This window comes from Frigoribacterium sp. ACAM 257 (genome assembly GCF_007954365.1).
GTDB lineage: Bacteria > Actinomycetota > Actinomycetes > Actinomycetales > Microbacteriaceae > Frigoribacterium.
In genome coordinates this window covers 857,161-875,033 of the sequence record NZ_VOLO01000001.1, presented here as the reverse complement: position 1 = coordinate 875,033, position 17,873 = coordinate 857,161, and the positions used below count along the sequence as shown (strand labels likewise).

General features: G+C 71.5%; 13 protein-coding genes and 1 other RNA gene. 3 read left to right on the top strand and 11 right to left on the bottom strand.

Annotation, left to right across the window (positions count from 1 at the left end):
• Window positions 1-15 precede the first annotated feature (15 nt).
• The 5 genes from ES689_RS04040 to ES689_RS04020 all read right to left on the bottom strand — a co-directional run bounded on the left by ES689_RS04040 (window position 16) and on the right by ES689_RS04020 (window position 8,368).
• Window positions 16-1,632: a glycosyl hydrolase gene (locus ES689_RS04040; RefSeq protein WP_223269364.1), complete on the bottom strand. Its 1,617-nt coding sequence runs from the start codon at window positions 1,630-1,632 to the stop codon at window positions 16-18.
• Complete coding sequence (locus ES689_RS04035) at window positions 1,625-3,277, bottom strand: glycosyltransferase (RefSeq protein ID WP_146900497.1); 1,653 nt, start codon at window positions 3,275-3,277, stop codon at window positions 1,625-1,627. Before ES689_RS04035 ends, ES689_RS04040 begins: the two co-directional genes overlap by 8 nt.
• Window positions 3,278-3,810: 533 nt before the next feature.
• Window positions 3,811-6,756: a bifunctional [glutamine synthetase] adenylyltransferase/[glutamine synthetase]-adenylyl-L-tyrosine phosphorylase gene (locus tag ES689_RS04030; RefSeq protein WP_146900494.1), complete on the bottom strand. Its 2,946-nt coding sequence runs from the start codon at window positions 6,754-6,756 to the stop codon at window positions 3,811-3,813.
• 14 nt (window positions 6,757-6,770) lie between these two features.
• Window positions 6,771-8,108 (bottom strand): glutamine synthetase family protein, encoded by a 1,338-nt coding sequence (locus tag ES689_RS04025; protein WP_123546050.1) that lies wholly within the window; start codon window positions 8,106-8,108, stop codon window positions 6,771-6,773.
• A gap of 86 nt (window positions 8,109-8,194) precedes the next feature.
• Window positions 8,195-8,368 (bottom strand): SPOR domain-containing protein, encoded by a 174-nt coding sequence (locus ES689_RS04020; RefSeq protein ID WP_146900491.1) that lies wholly within the window; start codon window positions 8,366-8,368, stop codon window positions 8,195-8,197.
• Between the two features lie 95 nt (window positions 8,369-8,463).
• On the opposite strand from ES689_RS04020, the gene map reads away from it, so the two are divergent.
• Together map and ppgK are read left to right on the top strand one after the other, a co-directional pair.
• Complete coding sequence (gene map / locus ES689_RS04015) at window positions 8,464-9,327, top strand: type I methionyl aminopeptidase (RefSeq protein WP_146900489.1); 864 nt, start codon at window positions 8,464-8,466, stop codon at window positions 9,325-9,327.
• Window positions 9,328-9,355: 28 nt separating this feature from the next.
• Window positions 9,356-10,117 (top strand): polyphosphate--glucose phosphotransferase, encoded by a 762-nt coding sequence (gene ppgK / locus ES689_RS04010; protein WP_146900486.1) that lies wholly within the window; start codon window positions 9,356-9,358, stop codon window positions 10,115-10,117.
• Window positions 10,118-10,216: 99 nt separating this feature from the next.
• Here the strand turns inward: ppgK and rnpB are convergent.
• From rnpB to ES689_RS03980, 6 genes are all read right to left on the bottom strand, one after another.
• Window positions 10,217-10,600: RNase P RNA component class A (gene rnpB, locus ES689_RS04005), an RNA gene on the bottom strand.
• Window positions 10,601-10,650: 50 nt separating this feature from the next.
• On the bottom strand, window positions 10,651-11,391 hold the full coding sequence (locus tag ES689_RS04000; protein ID WP_146900483.1) for a zinc ribbon domain-containing protein: 741 nt from the start codon (window positions 11,389-11,391) through the stop codon (window positions 10,651-10,653).
• An 81-nt stretch (window positions 11,392-11,472) separates the two neighbouring features.
• Window positions 11,473-12,288, bottom strand: a complete 816-nt coding sequence (locus tag ES689_RS03995) for a Nif3-like dinuclear metal center hexameric protein (RefSeq protein ID WP_146900480.1) — start codon at window positions 12,286-12,288, stop codon at window positions 11,473-11,475.
• A gap of 9 nt (window positions 12,289-12,297) precedes the next feature.
• Window positions 12,298-13,656, bottom strand: coding sequence for a hypothetical protein (locus ES689_RS03990; RefSeq protein ID WP_146900477.1), 1,359 nt, complete (start codon window positions 13,654-13,656; stop codon window positions 12,298-12,300).
• A 124-nt stretch (window positions 13,657-13,780) separates the two neighbouring features.
• Window positions 13,781-15,547: an MDR family MFS transporter gene (locus ES689_RS03985; RefSeq protein ID WP_146900474.1), complete on the bottom strand. Its 1,767-nt coding sequence runs from the start codon at window positions 15,545-15,547 to the stop codon at window positions 13,781-13,783.
• Window positions 15,548-15,554: 7 nt separating this feature from the next.
• Entirely contained in the window at window positions 15,555-16,214 is a 660-nt protein-coding gene (locus ES689_RS03980; protein ID WP_191330168.1) for a TetR/AcrR family transcriptional regulator, read from the bottom strand.
• 166 nt (window positions 16,215-16,380) lie between these two features.
• Here ES689_RS03980 and cls point away from each other — a divergent pair, with 166 nt between their 5' ends.
• Complete coding sequence (gene cls / locus ES689_RS03975; protein WP_146900468.1) at window positions 16,381-17,853, top strand: cardiolipin synthase; 1,473 nt, start codon at window positions 16,381-16,383, stop codon at window positions 17,851-17,853.
• The last annotated feature ends 20 nt before the right edge of the window (window positions 17,854-17,873 follow it).

Sequence of the window (17,873 nt, the reverse complement as noted above, 5' to 3'; positions counted from 1 at the left end):
ACGAGGGCGCCGCGGTCACGGGAGCGGCCTCAGGGCGAAGTCCGTGTCGGTCCGGACGATCCCGCGCCGGAAGGCCTCGAGGGAGTCCTGCCGGGAGGTGATCCGCCAGTCGTTCGTCAGGTACGAGCCGCTCGACACGGTGGTGGCGGTCAGGTTGAACCAGGCGAAGCCGATGATGTCGTCGTTCTCCGGTCTCGCGAGCTCGGCGAAGAGGGAGTCGATCCACCGGGGCTTCTGAGCGTCCCTGGTCGTGCCGAGCTCGGCCGCGCCCATCTCGGCGAGGATGATCGGCTTCGTCGTGATCTGCCGCAGCTGCGCCAGCGTCTTCCCGAACGTGCCGTCGAAGTCGCCGCTCTGCGGCGTCTCGACGCTGTTGCGGAGGTAGCCCGTCATGCCGACCCAGTCGACGTAGTCGTCGCCCGGGTAGAGGCTGTCCGTGTACTCGACGGTGCGGTTCTTCGTGGGCACGCCCTCGACCCGGGTGGGAGCCCAGACCCAGGCCACGAGCTCGTTCGCGCCGCGTGCCTCGAAGAGGTCGTGGACGTGCTTCCACATCGTCACGTACTCGCCCGTCTCGTTCCCGTTGACCCCCTCGGCCCACGGGTACCAGTTGCCGTTCATCTCGTGGTCGAGGCGGATCGCCAGCGGCAGGCCGTTGGCCACCAGGGCGTCGGCCCAGCGCGTCAGGTACTCGTCGAACTCGCCGTCGATGATCTTGCTCAGCTCGTAGTCGGGGTCGACCACGGCGTCGTTGGCGGCGGCGATCGGTCGCGACTCCCAGGTGAGGAAGGGGAGGTCGCCCTTGGCCCAGGACCGGTTGACGGCGGTGGCGTTGAACTCCTGGTCGAACCCCTGGAAGTAGCCGGCCATGTTCGGCTGGGCGTCGATCTTGGTGGTCACGTCGTCGAACTCGGACCAGCTGAAGGGCGACTGGGCCGTGTACAGGCCGAAGTACCGCGACTCGGGCGAGATGATGTCAGCGAGGGAGGGAGCCGTGATCGGGACGGGCCCGACCGTGCCGCCCCCGCCGGAGCCGTTGCCGTCGCCGGAGCCGTTGCCGTTGCCGTCGCCGTTCCCGGCGCCCTCGCCGTCGCCGGAGTCGTTCCCGTCGTCGCGCCCCGGCCCGGGGACCACCACGGCCTGGCCGCCGCCGGGGCCGCCGCCGTCCGTGCTCGTCCCGGTGCCCGAGCCGCCCGTCGTCGAGCCGCCCGTCGTCGAGCCGCCGCCGGCCGCCGTCTGGGCGTCCCGGAGCGAGTCCTGGGCCGAGGCGAGGCGAGCCTGTGCGTCGGTGAGCTGCCCCTCTGACGTCCAGGCCTGCTGCTGCACCTCTGCCAGCTCGGTCTTGCTGGCTGCGAGCTGCTGCTTCGCGGCGACGAGCTGGTCGAGCAGGGCGGAGCGGTCCTCCTTCAGGCTGGTCACCTGCGCAGGCGTGGTGCCGACCGCCTCCTGCACGGCAGTGCGGACGGGGTTGTCCGTCGGGGAGATCCAGATCAGCCAGGAGATCATGGCCAGCAGGACGACGGAGGCGGTCGCGCCGAGCGCCGTCCGGCGGGCGTTCCCGTGGGACGAGGCCCACCAGGCTCCCGACTGCACGTGCAGCGGGGCGACGAAGGTCTGCGGGGACTCAGACAATGAACCACACCTCCAGGGCGATGATGACGGCACCGATCAGGTACGGGAAGCCGGCTTTGGGGTTGAGACGACGACGAGGAGGCGCGACCGCGGCCACGGGGGCCGTGGCCGCGGCGAAGGCGGTCGCCGACGACGTGCTGACTGCGTCGCCCTGGGGCGACGGCGAGGTGTCGACGGCGGTCTCGGCGCGGTGGCTGCGGACGAGCACCACGCCGGTGTCGTCGCGACGGACCGTGGTGGCGTCGGATGTAGGCCCGGCCGGCGTCGAGGTGCCGCCGAAGTCGAACAGGGCGTCCACGCCGGGGTCGGCCTCGTCGTCGAACTCGCGCTCGAGCACCCGCAGCGAGTCGTCGCCGGCGGTCTGGTGCGCCATCTGCTGCGCCGCGTCGTCGGCGGCACCGCCGGCGTAGGCCCCTGCTCGGGTGCCCCAGCCGCTGGCGTGCCCCATCCGGAAGAACCCGATCACGCGGATCGGCATGAGGAAGAAGGTCGACACGATGATGAACACCGGCAGCCGGACGAAGTCGGAGGGCTTCTCGGCCAGGTGCCGCATCTGCCGGATCGCCATGCTGAGGACGGACGACAGCACCATCAGGACCACGATGCTGACCAGTCCGGTCGAGACGCCGTACTCGGCGAGGATGCCGCGGTACAGGTTGACGCCCTGTCCGGTGATGCCCCGGTAGATCCAGCCCCCGATGACGCCCATCAGCAGGAACGGCAGGATGATGTCCATCGCGAAGAAGAAGGCCAGCATCGGAGCGTGCCCGAGCATCCACGGCATCATCCGGAAGGTGTTGTACTGGCTGCCGCGGGCCCAGCGGAGCTGCTGCTTGAAGAGCTTCTTCACCTCGAGCGGCGCATCCGTGTAGACGAGGCTCGTGTGCTGGTAGACGGTGCGGTAGCCCTCCTTCAGCGTGAGGTTCGTCAGGGTGCGGTCGTCGCTGACCTCGAGGAACACGCCCATGAACTTCTCGGTCATGAACTTGTCCATGACGCGGACGAGGATCTCGCGACGGAACGCGATCGTGCGGCCGGGCAGGCAGCCGATCTGCCCGAGGACGCTCTGGGCCGGCATCGAGTAGAGGGCCCGCGAGTTCTCGAGCCAGTCGGCCCAGCGGGTGATCCAGCTGCGCTCGGGCTCGAGGATGCGCTGGCGGGTGGTGACGCCGCCGACGTTCTCGTGGGCGAAGGGACGGACCAGCTCGGAGAGCGTGCCCGGCGTCCACACGGTGTCGGAGTCGACGAGGACGGTGATGTCGCCGCGGCTGAGCTCGGTGCCGATCATGACGGCGTTGCGCTTGCCGGGGATGGGGGTGTGCACCCAGCGGACGAGAGGCGCGTACTCGTCGCAGACGGCGGCGAGCTCGGGGTTCGGCTTGCCGTTGATGACCACGATGATCTCGCCGGGTCGCTGTTCGACCATTCGGCCGATGACGTCGCGGAACAGGTCGAGGGGCTCGTCGACCACCGGGACGACGACGCTGGTGGAGCCGGAGAACTCGCCGGTGAACGGGCGGTACCGCCGCGAGAGCAGCACCTTGACGATCCACAGGATCCAGATGAACGCGGAGTAGACCGCGAACAGGTACAGCTCGGCGTGGCCGCCTGCCATGGATCGGATCTGGAGGATGAAAGTCAACACGAGGGCCGCCTCACGGGGATGGGAAAGGGATGATTCCGCGTCGTCGAGGAAAGGGGTCTGTCGGGTCGGTGCAATCTTGGGGCGGTTCGGAGGGGACTCACAACCGGCCACCCGTTCGGGGACGCAAGCCGCCAGTGCGGGGTACGACCTTGTCCTCACATCGGTGTCGCACGAAATGCCGACAGAGCGCCCGGGCACCGGGAAGTGCCGGTGGGTCCTCGACAGGCCGCTCTGTCAGATCGTCCAGGGCCACGGGTGCCGAATGCACTAAGTGCTGGTCACGGCTCACTGCCGCCTCGTGCGGATGAGTCACGCACGAACGCGCGGACAGAAGGGACGCCCACGGCGCGCGTCCGGCTCGAGTGCCAGGTCGAGACACGACCGAAACACGACTGACATGTCGGTTGGGGTACGCACCCCCTTTTCGGGGTACGGGAAAATCACCCGTGACCTAATCGGGCATCACCCCTCGGGTGGGTGCATCCCGGGCGTGTCGGGCGGGCAGGACCGGCTGCCGGTCGTGCCCGACCAGATCAGGCTGTAGGCTCCGGCGCCTCGTCGAGGCCGTAGAAGCCGCGATCGAAGACGGCGCGAGCTCGACGGGTCACGGCGAGGTAGTCCTCCTCGAGCCGCGTCGCGGACCCCGGCGGGTACTCCATCAGGCGGGCGACGCCCTCGAGCTGCCGTCGGTCCGTCGGCAGCACGTCCGAGGTGCGGGACGTCCAGAGGACGACGGCAGAGCGGGCTCGCGAGGCCATCAGCCACGCGTCGTGCAGCTTGTCCGCGTCGTCCGCGTCGACCAGCCCGGCCGTCGCGGCGGAGTCGAGGGCGGCCAGGGTCGAGGTCGTGCGGAGGCCCGGCACGTCGTGCGCGTGCTGCAGCTGGAGCAGCTGGACGAACCACTCGACGTCGCTGAGCGATCCCCGTCCGAGCTTGAGGTGGCGGGACGGCTCGGCGCCCTTGGGGAGCCGCTCCGCCTCGACGCGCGCCTTGATCCGCTTGACCTCGCGCACCTCCTGGTCGGAGAGGGCGGTCGGGTAGCGGACCTCGTCGGCCAGCGCGGTGAACTCCGCCCCCAGGCCGTCGTCGCCGGCCACGACACGGGCACGCAGGAGGGACTGGGCCTCCCACGTCAGCGACCAGCGGGCGTAGTAGGCCCGGTAGGAGGCGAGCGACCTCGTCACGGGACCGTTCCCCCCCTCGGGGCGCAGGCCGGTGTCGAGGTCGAGCGGCACGAGCGCGTCGGAGGTGAGTCGGCCCATCTCGGCCACGACGCCGGCGGCGCGTCGCTGTGCCGTGTCGTCGCCCTCCGCGCCTCGGTGCACGAAGAGGACGTCGGCGTCGGACCCGAAGCCGAGCTCGCGTCCTCCGTAGCGACCCATGGCCACGACGACCATCTCGACGTCCGGCACGTCACGGCGCGCGAGCGCGAGGGCGCCGGTGATGGTGGCCGTCGTCACGTCGGTCAGTCCCTCGGCGAGCTGGTCGATGGTGACGAGCCCCAGGATCCCCGAGATCGCCAGGCGCAGGATCTCTCGGCGCCGGGCCTGCCGGAGCACGCCGGCCGCCGCCTCCCCCGACTCGTGCCGGCCCACGGTGGCCCGCGTCTCGTCGAGGAGGCTCGCGAGGGTCCGCGGCTGCAGCTCGGAGTCGGACTCGAACCAGGCCGCTGCCTCGGGCGTCCGGTCGAGCAGGTCGGCGACGAAGGTCGACGACGACAGCACGGTCGTCAGCCGGTGGGCGGCGCCGGACGAGTCCCGCAGCATCCGGAGGAACCAGTACGACTCGCCCAGCCCGTCGCTCAGCCGACGGAAGGCGAGCAGCCCGAGGTCGGGGTCGGTGCCGTCGGCGAACCACTGGAGCATCGCGGGCAGGAGGTGACGCTGGATGCTCGCCCGCCGGGAGACTCCCCCGGTCAGGGCCGCGATGTGCCCCAGGGCGCCGCGGGGGTCCGAGAAGCCGATGGCGGCCAGCCGGGCGGCCGCCTGGTCGGTGCTGAGTGCCAGGTCCTCCTCCGGGCGGGCCGCGACCGCCGAGAGCAGAGGCCGGTAGAAGAGCCGCTCGTGCAGGGTGCGGACACGCCGCTTGACCTCGTGCCAGGTCTCGACGAGACCGGTGCCCGACGAGCCGAGCCCGGAGGCACGGGCCAGGACCCGGAGAGCGTTCTCGTCGGTGGGCATGAGGTGCGTCCGACGCAGGTCGGTGAGCTGGACGCGGTGCTCGAGCACGCGGAGCACGCGGTAGTCGCGATCGAACTCGGCCGCCTCCGCACGGCCCACGTAGCCGCGCCTCGCCAGCGCGGCCAGCGCCTCCAGCGTCGACCGCTGCCGCACGCCGTCGTCGGCCTGGCCGTGGACCAGCTGCAGCAGCTGGATCGTGAACTCGACGTCGCGGAGGCCGCCGGGGCCGAGCTTCAGCTGACGGTCGACCTCGTCGGCGGGCAGCAGGTCGGTGACGCGCTCGCGCATGGCCTGCACCGACTCGACGAAGGCCTCTCGCTGCGCCGCCGACCAGACGAACGGCGCGATGCGCTCGGCGTACCGGGCGCCGAGGTCTGCGTCCCCCGCGAGGGGACGTGCCTTCAGCAGCGCCTGGAACTCCCACCCCCTCGCCCAGCGCTCGTAGTAGGCGACGTGCGACTCGAGCGTGCGGACGAGGGCGCCGTCCTTGCCCTCCGGCCTCAGGTTCGAGTCGACTTCCCACAGCTCGGGCTCGAGGGCGAGATCGGTGATCGCGCGCACGGTGTGCATCGCCAGCCGGGTGCCGATCTCGACGGCCCGCCCGTTCTCGAGCTCGTCGGCGCCCTCGGCCACCCAGACGACGTCGACGTCGCTCAGGTAGTTGAGCTCGCGGGCCCCGGCCTTGCCCATGCCGATCACGGCGAGACGGGTCCTGGCCACGTCGTCGGCAGGGAAGGGCACCTCGCGCCTGGCCACGTCGAGGGCCGCGTGCAGCGCAGCACCCGCCAGGTCGGCGAGGCCCGCGGCGACGACGGGCAGCGCCTCGACCGGGTCGGTCCGGTCGAGGTCCCAGCTCGCGATCCGCACGAGGTGACGTCGGTAGCCGACGCGGAGCGCGACCCGCGCCTCCTCGTCGACGAGGCCGGACACCCGTGACGTCAGGTCGCGGACGTACTCGTCGAGCGTGCACGGGACGGGCGCGGGCTGGGTCAGGAGCTCGAGCTCGGCCGGACGACGCAGGAGGAACTCGGCGAGGCCCGACGACGATCCGAGGAGGCGCAGCAGGCGCTCCCCCGCACCGGCCTCGAGCAAGGCGGCGACCCCGGCGGGCGACCGCTCGAGCAAGCGCTCGAGGTGCAGCAGCGCCTGGTCGGGATCGGGGCTGCGGGCGAAGGAGGCGACGGCCGACGCGAGCGACGGGGTCGCCTCGACGAGGCGGTCCAGTCGCTCGCGCGCGGTGCCGAGCTCGGCGAACCCGAGCCGCGCCAGGTCCGACAGCGCCGTCGCGGCTCGGGGCATGACGGGTCAGCCCGCTAGAGGATCTCGAGGTTGGAGCGCAGCTCGAACGGCGTCACCTGGGCGCGGTAGGACTTCCACTCCTGCCGCTTGTTGAGCAGCACGTAGTTGAAGACCTGCTCGCCGAGCGTCTCGGCGACGAGCTCGCTGTCCTCCATGATCGAGAGCGCGTGGTCGAGGCTCGCGGGGAGCTGCTTGTAGCCGAGGGCCCGGCGCTCGGCGTCGCTCATGCCCCAGACGTTGTCCTCCGCCTCGGCGGGGAGCTCGTAGCCCTCCTCGATGCCCTTGAGACCGGCGGCCAGCATGAGCGAGAAGGCCAGGTAGGGGTTCGCCGCCGAGTCGATGGCGCGGTACTCCACCCGGCTCGAGTTGCCCTTGTTCGGCTTGTAGAGCGGCACGCGGACGAGAGCCGAGCGGTTGTTGTGGCCCCAGGTGACGAAGCTCGGGGCCTCGTCGCCGCCCCACAGGCGCTTGTAGCTGTTGACGAACTGGTTGGTCACGGCCGTGATCTCGGGCGCGTGGCGGAGCAGGCCGGCGATGAACTGCCGCCCGATCCGCGACAGCTGGTACTCGGCGCCCGCCTCGTAGAACGCGTTGCCGTCGCCCTCGAAGAGCGACATGTGCGTGTGCATGCCCGAACCGGGGTGCTGGCTGAAGGGCTTGGGCATGAACGTGGCGTACACGCCCTGCTCGATCGCCACCTCCTTGATGACCGTGCGGAACGTCATGATGTTGTCCGCGGTGGTCAGCGCGTCGGCGTAGCGCAGGTCGATCTCGTTCTGGCCGGGGCCGGCCTCGTGGTGGCTGAACTCGACCGAGATGCCGAGGTCTTCGAGCATGCGCACGGAACGGCGGCGGAAGTCGTGCGCCGTCCCGCCGGGGACGTTGTCGAAGTAGCCGGCCGAGTCGACCGGCTGGGGCCCGTCGGGGCCGCCCTGCGCGTCCTTGAGCAGGTAGAACTCCACCTCGGGGTGCGTGTAGAAAGTGAAGCCCCGCTCGCCGGCGCGGGCGAGGGTGCGCTTGAGCACGTTGCGCGGATCGGCGACCGCGGGCTGGCCGTCGGGCGTCGTGATGTCGCAGAACATGCGCGCGGTCGGGTCGATCTCGCCGCGCCACGGCAGGATCTGGAACGTGGTCGGGTCGGGCTGCGCGAGCACGTCCGCCTCGTACGACCGGGTCAGGCCCTCGATGGCGGAGCCGTCGAAGCCGATGCCCTCGGCGAAGGCGCCCTCGACCTCGGCCGGAGCGATGGCGACCGACTTCAGGGTGCCGATCACGTCCGTGAACCAGAGCCTGATGAACTTGATGCCGCGTTCTTCGATCGTCCGGAGGACGAAGTCCCTCTGCTTGTCCATCGACAGCCTTTCTGCTCTGCGTCGAGGCTAGTGGACGCGTCCGTCCGACAGCGTCACGGCGGTGCCTGACGCGTCGTCGGGACGCGTCAGGCGTCGGCCGCGTCCTCCGCGTCCAGGCGGGCGTTCCGCTCCTGGATCGTCCTGATCGCGGCTGCCGCCTCCTCGCGGGTCGCGTAGGGCCCGGCGCGGTCGACCGCGGGCGAGACCTTGCCCTCCTCCACCTCGTGCGTGCGGGTGTTGAACCAGAACTCGTTCGTCATGGGGGCGAGGCTACGCCGTCACGGCCGGTCCATCCGGTCGACGGCGGGAGCGCGGCCGCGCCCGGGCGAGCCGCCCTCCCCCTAAGCTGGACGGCATGCCCCGGGACCTCGACGGATCACTGACCCCTGGCCGCGTCTCGCCGCTGCGCCCGGTCCCCTCGTCCATCGCCCGACCCGAGTACGTCGGCAAGGCGGGGCCCGCTCCCTACACGGGCGGCGACGTCCACGACGCGCCCACGATCGAGCTGATCCGCGCGAGCGGCCGCATCGCCTCGCAGGCGATCGACGCCGTCGAGGCGGCCATCCGTCCCGGCGTGACGACCGACGAGCTCGACCGGGTCGCCCACGAGTTCCTGGTGGCCCACGACGCGTACCCGTCGACCCTCGGCTACCGGGGGTTCCCCAAGTCGGTCTGCACGTCGGTCAACGAGGTCATCTGCCACGGCATCCCCGACGACACCGTGCTCGTCGAGGGCGACCTCGTGAACATCGACATCACGGCCTTCAAGGACGGCGTGCACGGCGACCTGAACCGAACAGCGGTGGTCGGCGAGGCGGCGCAGCAGACGCTCGACCTGGTCGACCGCACGCGCGAGGCACTGCGCCGCGGCATCAAGGCCGTCGCACCCGGTCGCGAGGTCAACGTGATCGGCCGTGCGATCGAGTCGTACGCGGCGCGCTTCGGCTACGGGGTCGTGCGCGACTACACCGGCCACGGCGTCGGTCGTGCCTTCCACTCCGGTCTCGTCATCCCCCACTACGACGCTCCGCAGTTCGACGACGTCATGGTGCCCGGGATGGTCTTCACCATCGAGCCCATGCTCACCCTCGGCGGCGTCGAGGCGGACATCTGGGCCGACGGCTGGACGGTCACGACCCGTGACAAGTCGCTCACGGCCCAGTTCGAGCACACCCTCGTCGTCACCGAACGCGGTGCCGACGTCCTCACCCTCAGTTGACGACGAGCACCAGGAAGAAGGACGACCCGTGGCACAGAGAGCAGTCGGCATCGACATCGGCGGCACCGGCATCAAGGGGGCGATCGTCGACGTCGAGTCGGGCGAGCTCCTCACCGACCGCATCAAGAAGGCGACTCCCGAGGGCGGCGAGCCCGACGCCATCGTCGCGGTGGTGAAGCAGATCGTCGACGAGCTCGGTCTCGACGACGACACGATCCCGGTGGGCGTCTGCTTCCCGGCCGCCATCATGGACGGCAAGACCCTGTCGGCGGCGAACGTCTCGAAGAAGTGGATCGGCTTCGAGGCCGAGGCGCTGTTCGAGAAGACGCTGGGCAGGTCGATCCACTTCGTCAACGACGCCGACGCCGCCGGCTACGCCGAGACGCGGTTCGGCGCCGCCAAGGACGTCCCGGGCCTCGTCGTCATGACGACGCTGGGCACGGGCATCGGCACCGCCCTCATCAACGACGGCGTCCTCATCGTGAACGCCGAGCTCGGGCACCTCGAGATCGGCGGGAAGGACTACGAGACGAAGGCCTCGTACGCTGCCAAGGAGCGCGACGACCTCAGCTGGAAGCACTGGGCAAAGCGCCTGCAGAAGTACTACTCGCACCTCGAGGCCCTGCTCTACCCGCGGCGCATCATCGTCGGCGGCGGGGTCTCGAAGCACCACGAGGAGTTCCTGCCCCTCCTCGACCTGCGCGCCGAGATCGTGCCCGCCGTGCTGCGCAACAACGCCGGCATCATGGGCGCCGCGGCTCTCGCCGAGGGCTCTCGTCCGGCCGCCTGAGGCGAGCGGGGGCACGACGAGAGGGGCCCTGGCCCGGGAGGCGCGCCTCCTGGGCCAGGGCCCCTCACGTCATGTGGTCAGCCGCGTGCACGGCTGAGGCGGACGGGCCGGCTGATACGCCGGGTTCTGTCCCGGTGCGTGAGCACCATGGACGGCCATCTCTCTCGGGACTGCGTTGCCGCAGCCCTCTAGCGGTCTACCCGAGGACTCGGCGAGCAGCCTCGGCGTCCTCTGTCTGACCTTGCTCCGGGCGAGGTTTACATAGCCGGTCGGTCACCCGAACCGCTGGTGGTCTCTTACACCGCCGTTTCACCCTTACCCCGGCGCCGCCTCTCGGCGACGACCGTGGCGGTCTTCTCTCTGTTGCACTGTCTCGCGGGTCGCCCCGGGTGGGTGTTGCCCACCGCCCTGCTCTGTGGAGCCCGGACGTTCCTCGGCACCGCGGGGCGGACCCCGTGGTGACGCGACCGTCTTGCCGACCCGTCCGCGTCGACCATGCTAGCGGGCGGAGCGCGTCGACCGCGACGGTGCGGTCAGATGCCCGACTCTGCCGTGCGGACGAGGATCGCGTCGCTGTCGGGGCAGAGCACGACGTCGTACGCGGAGGCGGACCGAACGGCCGCGAGGTCGCTGCCGGTGAGCGTCACCCCGCTCGCGCTGGAGACCCCGCCGCGGAGCAGCGACGCGCCCACGCCGTAGCGGGCACGCTGGCGCTCGTACAGGGCCAGCAGCTCGGCCGGCACCTTCTCGGCGATGGCGGCACGGTCGGCGTCCACCTCGCGGCGCTCGACCTCGAGCCTGCCGAGCCCGGCGTCGCGCCCCTCGGCCGCCTCGGACCGGCGGGTCTCGATCTGGTCGAGCTCGGACTTCGTCAGGGCGGCGACCGCGCCGAGCGACTCGACCCGGTCCATCACCTCGAGCTGTGCGTCCTCCAGGTCGCTCTGCCGCCGGGCGAGGGCGACGAGCTCGCCCTCGAGCGCCGCGACGTCCTTCACCGACGACGACGACGCCAGCCGCGTGCGGTCGCGCTCGGCACGGGCCACCACGACCGCCACGTCGGACTCGATGCGGGTCAGCTCGGTCTGCGCGTCCTCCCAGGCGCCCTGCTCGGACGAGAGGCGGCTGCGGAGACGGGAGGCGTCCCCGTCGATCGTGGCCAGGACGGCGATCTCGGGCAGGTTCGCCGCGCGGTGGGCGAGCTGCTGCAGCGACGTGTCGAGAGCCTGGAGGTCGAGGAGGAGAGCCTGGTCGGAGGGGCTTGCCTGGAAGGCCATGGTGCCTGCTTCGTGGTCGTGGTGCAGCGGTCGTGTCGAGGGCGTCGCCGGTCGGCCCGGAGACGAGGAGGCGGGGGTCGGCTACTGCACGACCGTGAAGTCCCAGGGGTCGGTGCGGAGGTCGCTGAGCGTGACCTCGACGTCGTCGAGGGCCTCGCGCAGCTGGGCCGCGGCCGTGTCGAGCCAGAGCCACTCGCTCGCCCAGTGCGAGACGTCGACGAGCGCCGGGCCCCGGCCGAGCAGCATCAGGTCGCGGGCGTCGCTCGCGGGGTGGTGGCGCAGATCGCTCGTCAGGTAGACGTCGGCGGCACGGACGTCGGGGTGGTCGAGCAGCGAGTCGCCGGCGCCGGCGCAGAGGGCCACGGTCTCGACGACGCGCTCGGCGTCGCCGGCCACGCGGATGCCCGCGGCGGTCGGCGGCAGCAGCTCGCCCAGCTGGCGAGCGAACGACACGAGGCTCATCGGCCGCGGCAGTCGGCCGGTGACGCCGAGACCCGTCGAGCTCGTGCTGCCCGCGGTGACGGGCCGTTGGTCGACGAGGCCGAGCTGGTGGGCGACGACGCGAGAGGTGCCGGTCTCGACGACGTCGGCGTTGGTGTGAGCGGCGATCAGCGCGCAGCCGGCGCGGACGAGGCGGGAGACGACCGCGCCCTTGGTCGTGCTCTCGGCCATCGTGGTCGCCCCGCGGAACAGGAGGGGGTGGTGCACGAGCAGCAGGTCCGCACCGATGTCGACGGCCTCGTCGACGACCTCGAGGACCGCGTCCACGGCGAGGCGGACGTGCGTGACCGGCTGGTCGGGATCGCCCACGACGATCCCGGGCGAGTCCCACGACTCGGCGCCGGAGAGCGGCCAGAGTCGTTCGACGACGGCGTTGACGGAGGCGAGGGTGGACATCGCCTCAGCCTAGCGGCGGGAGCTCGGCCGCAGACCCGTCACGAGCACGGCCACCACGAACGCGGAGGCGGCGGCGACCAGGAGCGCGGCGACGACGGCGATGCCGGGAGTCATGCCCGTGAAGCCGACGAGCCTCACGAGCCAGCCCTGCCAGGCGAGCGACGCCGGGGCGGTCACCAGGACGCCGTAGCCGAGGCCGGCGGACACGACGATCCCCGAGACGACGGCGACGGGGCCGCGGACGGCGACGCGTGCGGCGTCGGCCGGCCCGTGGACGACGGCGGCGAGTGCCGCTGCACCTCCGAGGCCGCCCGCGACCGGCACCGCCACCGTCGCCAGCACGGCGGACGCGAGCAGCGCGGGTGCGGCGAGGGTCAGCACGACGGCGGCGAGGACGACGAGGGCCGCGACGCCGAGACCGGCGGCGACGAGGAGGCGCGGTGCCGGGCGGGCGGACCGGTCGGCCTCGCGGGACGGCCGGGCCGTCTCGGCGACCGCGGCGGCAGGAGCGGCTGACCCCGCTGCCGGCGGGTCCGTGGGGGCCAGCGCGGCCGTGGACCCGGACACGGCGGATGCAGGTGCAGGTGCAGCGTCCGGAGCGACGTCGGTCGAGGCGAGGGGAAGAGGAACGACCGAGCTCGACGACGCCTCGCCGGAGGCTCGACCCTGCGACGCCTCGGGCTCCGCCTCGACGGCGTCTGCGAGATCGATCGGCAGGACGACGTCGATGACGCCCGTGAAGCGGAGCCTGGTGCGCTCGAGGGCGTCGGCCGCCTCGTCGGTGCCGACACGGTCCATCTCGCGCGCCCACGAGGCGAAGCGGGCGGCCTCGACGCGGCGAGCCTGGAGCTGGGCCTGCACGACGGCCATGAGGTCGACCGTCGCCGTGTCGTCCAGACGGCGTTCGACCATCCTCACGAGCACGTCGTCGTCGAGGGTCAGGCGGTCAGGCGGCTGAGGCAGGGACGGGTCGACGTCCGGCGCGAAGACGGGGAGCGTGATCGCCGAGGTCTCGACGGAGTGCCGGGCGACGCTGGCGGGCCGCGGCTCGGTCGGGTCGGTCGGCACGACGTCGTCCGTCGTGTCCGCACGGTGCGAGGGCACCGAGACCGGTCGCGGATCGCGGCGGGAGACCAGGACGTCGGACGGTGCAGCGGGTGCGGGGGCCTCGGGTGCGGGGGCCTCGGGTGCGAGGACGGGTGTCACGGGGCGGTGCTCCTGCTCGTGCGCCGCAGGGGCCTGCGACGAGGTGGTGGGGTCGTCGGCGGGGGCGGCCGGGACGGAGGTGCGCGCTCCTCGCGGCGAGGGCGGCGCCTCGACGGGGAGCACGTCGACGTCCCACTCCGTCGTGCCGGTGCTCTCGCTCATGGTCGGATCGTACGTCGAGCCACGTCCGACGCCCGGCGGACTCGCCGGTGCGACCGGGACATCTCGTGCCGCCGCGGCCGTGGGGCGCACCTCTCCCGGAAGGGCACCCCGCGGCCGCGAGACGTCAGGGGCGCCGGTCGCCGTCGCGGCGTGCTCGTCCGCCGCCCGCGCCGTCGTCGCCGGTCGAGCCGGCGGCGCTCCCCCGCGGGTCGTCGCCGACCGCCGTCGAGGGTGCTCCCGCCGCGACCGCGGACGCGGTGGCCGCCTCGGCGACCGCGCCCGTCGACCGGCCGCGCGCCTCATTCTCGAGCTGCTCCGCCTCGTCGCCCGAGACCGCCTCGCCGCGCGCGACCATGCCGGCGACGTCGCTGAGCGCGATCTGGGGCAGGAACAGCGCCAGCACGAAGGCGATCGCGATGAAGGGGATGAGGTAGGCGAACACCGGCGCGAGGGCGTCGGCGTACCCCTCGACGACCTGGCGACGGATCGCCTCGGGGAGCTCGTTCAGCGCGGCCGGGTCGAGCGTCGCGGTCGCCTGGGCGGCATCGCCGCCCGAGGCGCCCGCACCGGTGAAGACGCTCGTGAGGTTCTCCGTGAGGCGGCTCGTGAAGAGCGCGCCGAAGATGGCCACGCCCAGGGCCGCGCCTACCTCGCGGAAGTAGTTGTTCGTGCTCGTGGCGGTGCCGACGTTCGCGGCGTCGACGGAGTTCTGCACGACCAGCACCACGACCTGCATGATGAGGCCGAGCCCGGCGCCGAAGACCAGCAGGAACACGCAGATCAGCCACAGGGGCGTGTCGGCCGTGAGGGTCGTGAAGAGGGCCATCGCCACGCCCGTGAGCAGCGTGCCGACGATGGGGAAGACGCGGTACCGCCCCGTCTTGGTGATCAGGTTGCCCGACAGGATCGACGTCCCGATCAGGCCCGCCATCATCGGGAGCAGCAGGAGGCCGGACACCGCCGCGGAGGCGCCGGACGACATCTGCAGGAACGTCGGGACGAAGGCGATGGCCGAGAACATGCCGATGCCGAGCACGAAGCCGACGGCCGTCGCCAGGACGAAGACGCGGTTGCGGAAGAACGACAAGGGGATGATCGGGTCCTCGGCCCTGGACTCGACGAGCACGAACGCGCTGACCGCGACGAGCACGCCCGCGCCCCAGAGCCACGTCTCGGGCGCGCCCCAGCCGTGGTCGGCCTGGCCGCCGAACTCCGTGAAGAAGATGAGGCAGGTCGTGGCGGCCGAGAGCAGCACGACGCCCAGCCAGTCGACGCGCTTCGTGGCCCTCTTGCTCGGCAGGGTCAGGGCCATCCAGGCGATGACGAACGCGGCGATGCCGACGGGCACGTTGATGTAGAAGGCCCACTGCCAGGTGAGGTGGTCGACGAAGAAGCCGCCGAGCAGCGGGCCGCCGATCGCGGAGAGGCCGAACACGGCGCCGAGCGGGCCGAGGTACTTGCCTCGCTCGGAGGCAGGCACGATGTCGGCGATGATCGCCTGCGACAGGATCATCAGGCCGCCGCCGCCGAGGCCCTGGACCGCACGGAACACGACGAAGGCCCAGAAGTCCGTGGCGAACGCACAGCCGATGCTCGCGAGCGTGAAGATCGCGATCGCCGCGAGGAAGAGGTTCCGTCGACCGAGCACGTCGCCGAACTTGCCGTAGATCGGCATGACGATGGTGGTCGCGAGCAGGTAGGCCGTGGTGATCCAGGCCTGGTGCTCGACGCCGCCCAGCTCGCCGACGATCGTCGGCATGGCCGTGGACACGATGGTCTGGTCGAGGCTCGAGAGGAGCATGCCCGAGATGAGGGCGCCGAAGATGATCCAGATCCGCCTCTGGGTGAGGAGGAACGGCGCGTCGGCCGTCTTCGCGGTGGTGGTGGTCATGGTCGTGTCAGCGTGCTTCCTGGTCGAGGGGCGGTGCGGAGGAGAAGAGCTCGCGGGCGAGGGCGAGCTGGTCACGGAGAACGTGGTCGAAACGGAGGCCCGGCGGGCCCTCGTCGAAGAAGAAACGGGTCATGGCGCGCTGCACCAGCGCACCGGCGACGGCCACGACCACGCCGATGCGCGGATCGTCGACCGGGACGCCCTCGTGCGACGCCACGGCGGCCGCGACGCGGCGCTGCTGCTCGTCGCCCTGGGCCAGCATCGCCTGCAGCAGCCGTGGCTCGCGGTCGAGCGCCGCCTTGAACTCGGCGGCCCGCTCGCGGGTCAGCCCCACGTGCTCGACCCGCTGCACCACGAGGGCGGCGAGGTCGTCGAGAGTCGTCGAGAAGACGAGGAGGCGCGGGTCGCGCCTCGAGGACGCGTAGCCCTCCAGCGCCTCGTCCTCGTCGTCGTCCAGCCCGACGCCGACGACCACGTCGTCCTTGGACGCGAAGTGGTTGAAGAACGTGCGCCGCGAGATCCCGACCTCGTCGCAGAGCTGCTCGATCGTGAAGCCGGCGAGCCCGTGCTCTGCGGTGAGCCGGCGGGCCGCGCCCACGAGCTCGGAGCGGGTCCGCAGACGGCGGATCGCGGCCTTGCTGACGGGCGGGACGGTCTCGGTGCTCACGGGGCGCCTCCTCTCGATCGTCGGTGCGCAGTGCGCGGTGCGGCGACGTCGCCGGAGGGCGGGTGCCCGGAGAGCACTATTGCACTCTAGGGCGTATAGTGCAACACACATGTCCCCGGGGCGAAGAACGGTGACGGCACCGCCGCGGGGCTGACAAGATCAGGGCATGACGTGGCGCAGGATCTTCAAGCACTTCCCGACGGTGATCCTGGTCGTGGACATCCTCATCAGGGTCGTGGCCGTCGTGGCCGTGCCCCGCAACCGGCGACCCAGCTCGGCGATGGCCTGGCTGCTGGCGATCTTCGTGTCGCCGATCCCCGGCAGCGTGCTCTTCGGCCTGCTCGGCAGCTCGAAGCTCCCCCAGGACCGCCGCGACAAGCAGCGCGAGATCAACGACCGCATCCTCGACGCGACCAAGGGCATCGACGACGTGCACGCGGTGACGGACCCCCGCCCGCCGTGGTTCGGCACGGTCGTGACCCTGAACCGCACGCTCGGCGCCATGCCGCTGCTGCCCGGCAACACGGCGAGACTGCTGCCCGACTACGCCGAGTCGATCGCCGCCATGGCCGCCGCCGTCGACGAGGCCGAGCGGTACGTGCACGTCGAGTTCTACATCCTCACGCGTGACGAGTCGACCTTCCTCTTCTTCGAGGCGCTCGAGCGCGCGCACGCGCGAGGCGTCGCCGTCCGGGTGCTCTACGACCACTGGGCCACGATGCGGAACCCTCAGGGCCGCGTCACCCGCCAGTGGCTCCGCGACTCGGGCATCCGGTTCGAGGAGATGCTGCCCTTCCGGCCGTTCCAGGGCGCCTGGCGCCGACCCGACCTGCGGAACCACCGCAAGATCGTCGTCGTCGACGGCGACGTCGCCTTCACCGGATCGCAGAACATGACCGACCCGAGCTACAACAAGCGCGGCAACATCAAGCGCGGGCTGCAGTGGAAGGACCTGATGGTGAGGCTCGAGGGGCCTGCCGCCGTCGGCCTGAACGCCCTCTTCATCACGGACTGGTACAGCGAGACCGACGAGCTGCCGACCGACGCCGAGGCCGAGCCGCTGATCGAGCAGCGCCACGGCCCCGACAGCCTCGAGTGCCAGGTGGTGCCGAGCGGCCCGGGCTTCGACGGCGAGAACAACCTGCGCCTCTTCAACGCCCTCGTCTACGGCGCACAGGAACGGCTCATCATCGCGAGCCCCTACTTCGTCCCCGACGACTCGATGCTCTACGCGATCACGACGGCTGCCGAGCGCGGCGTCGAGGTCCAGCTCTTCGCCTGCGAGGTGGCCGACCAGTTCATGGTCTACCACGCCCAGCGGTCGTACTACGAGACGCTCTTGCGAGCCGGCGTGCGGATCTTCCTCTACGAGCGGCCGATCGTGCTGCACTCGAAGCACTTCACGGTCGACGACACCGTCGCGGTGATCGGCTCGAGCAACATGGACATGCGCTCGTTCAGCCTCAACTTCGAGGTGTCACTGATGGTGCACGGCAAGTCGTTCGTCGACGAGGTCCGCCTGATCGAGGACGACTACCGCCGCAAGTCGCGCGAGATCACGCTCGAGGGCTGGCTGTCGCGGCCCGCGGGCCTGCAGGTGCTCGACAACGTGGCACGGCTGACCGCGTCGGTCCAGTAGGCCCGCGCGGCAGTCCGGCG

What these genes read in the sequence shown, in the direction of transcription:
- cls (WP_146900468.1), top strand. Translation starts at nt 16,381, where the DNA reads ATGACGTGGCGCAGGATCTTCAAGCACTTCCCGACGGTGATCCTGGTC.
- ES689_RS03985 (WP_146900474.1), bottom strand. Translation starts at nt 15,547, where the DNA reads ATGACCACCACCACCGCGAAGACGGCCGACGCGCCGTTCCTCCTCACC.
- ES689_RS04025 (WP_123546050.1), bottom strand. Translation starts at nt 8,108, where the DNA reads ATGGACAAGCAGAGGGACTTCGTCCTCCGGACGATCGAAGAACGCGGC.
- ES689_RS03995 (WP_146900480.1), bottom strand. Translation starts at nt 12,288, where the DNA reads ATGTCCACCCTCGCCTCCGTCAACGCCGTCGTCGAACGACTCTGGCCG.
- ES689_RS04030 (WP_146900494.1), bottom strand. Translation starts at nt 6,756, where the DNA reads ATGCCCCGAGCCGCGACGGCGCTGTCGGACCTGGCGCGGCTCGGGTTC.
- ES689_RS03990 (WP_146900477.1), bottom strand. Translation starts at nt 13,656, where the DNA reads ATGAGCGAGAGCACCGGCACGACGGAGTGGGACGTCGACGTGCTCCCC.
- map (WP_146900489.1), top strand. Translation starts at nt 8,464, where the DNA reads ATGCCCCGGGACCTCGACGGATCACTGACCCCTGGCCGCGTCTCGCCG.
- ES689_RS04000 (WP_146900483.1), bottom strand. Translation starts at nt 11,391, where the DNA reads ATGGCCTTCCAGGCAAGCCCCTCCGACCAGGCTCTCCTCCTCGACCTC.
- ES689_RS04020 (WP_146900491.1), bottom strand. Translation starts at nt 8,368, where the DNA reads ATGACGAACGAGTTCTGGTTCAACACCCGCACGCACGAGGTGGAGGAG.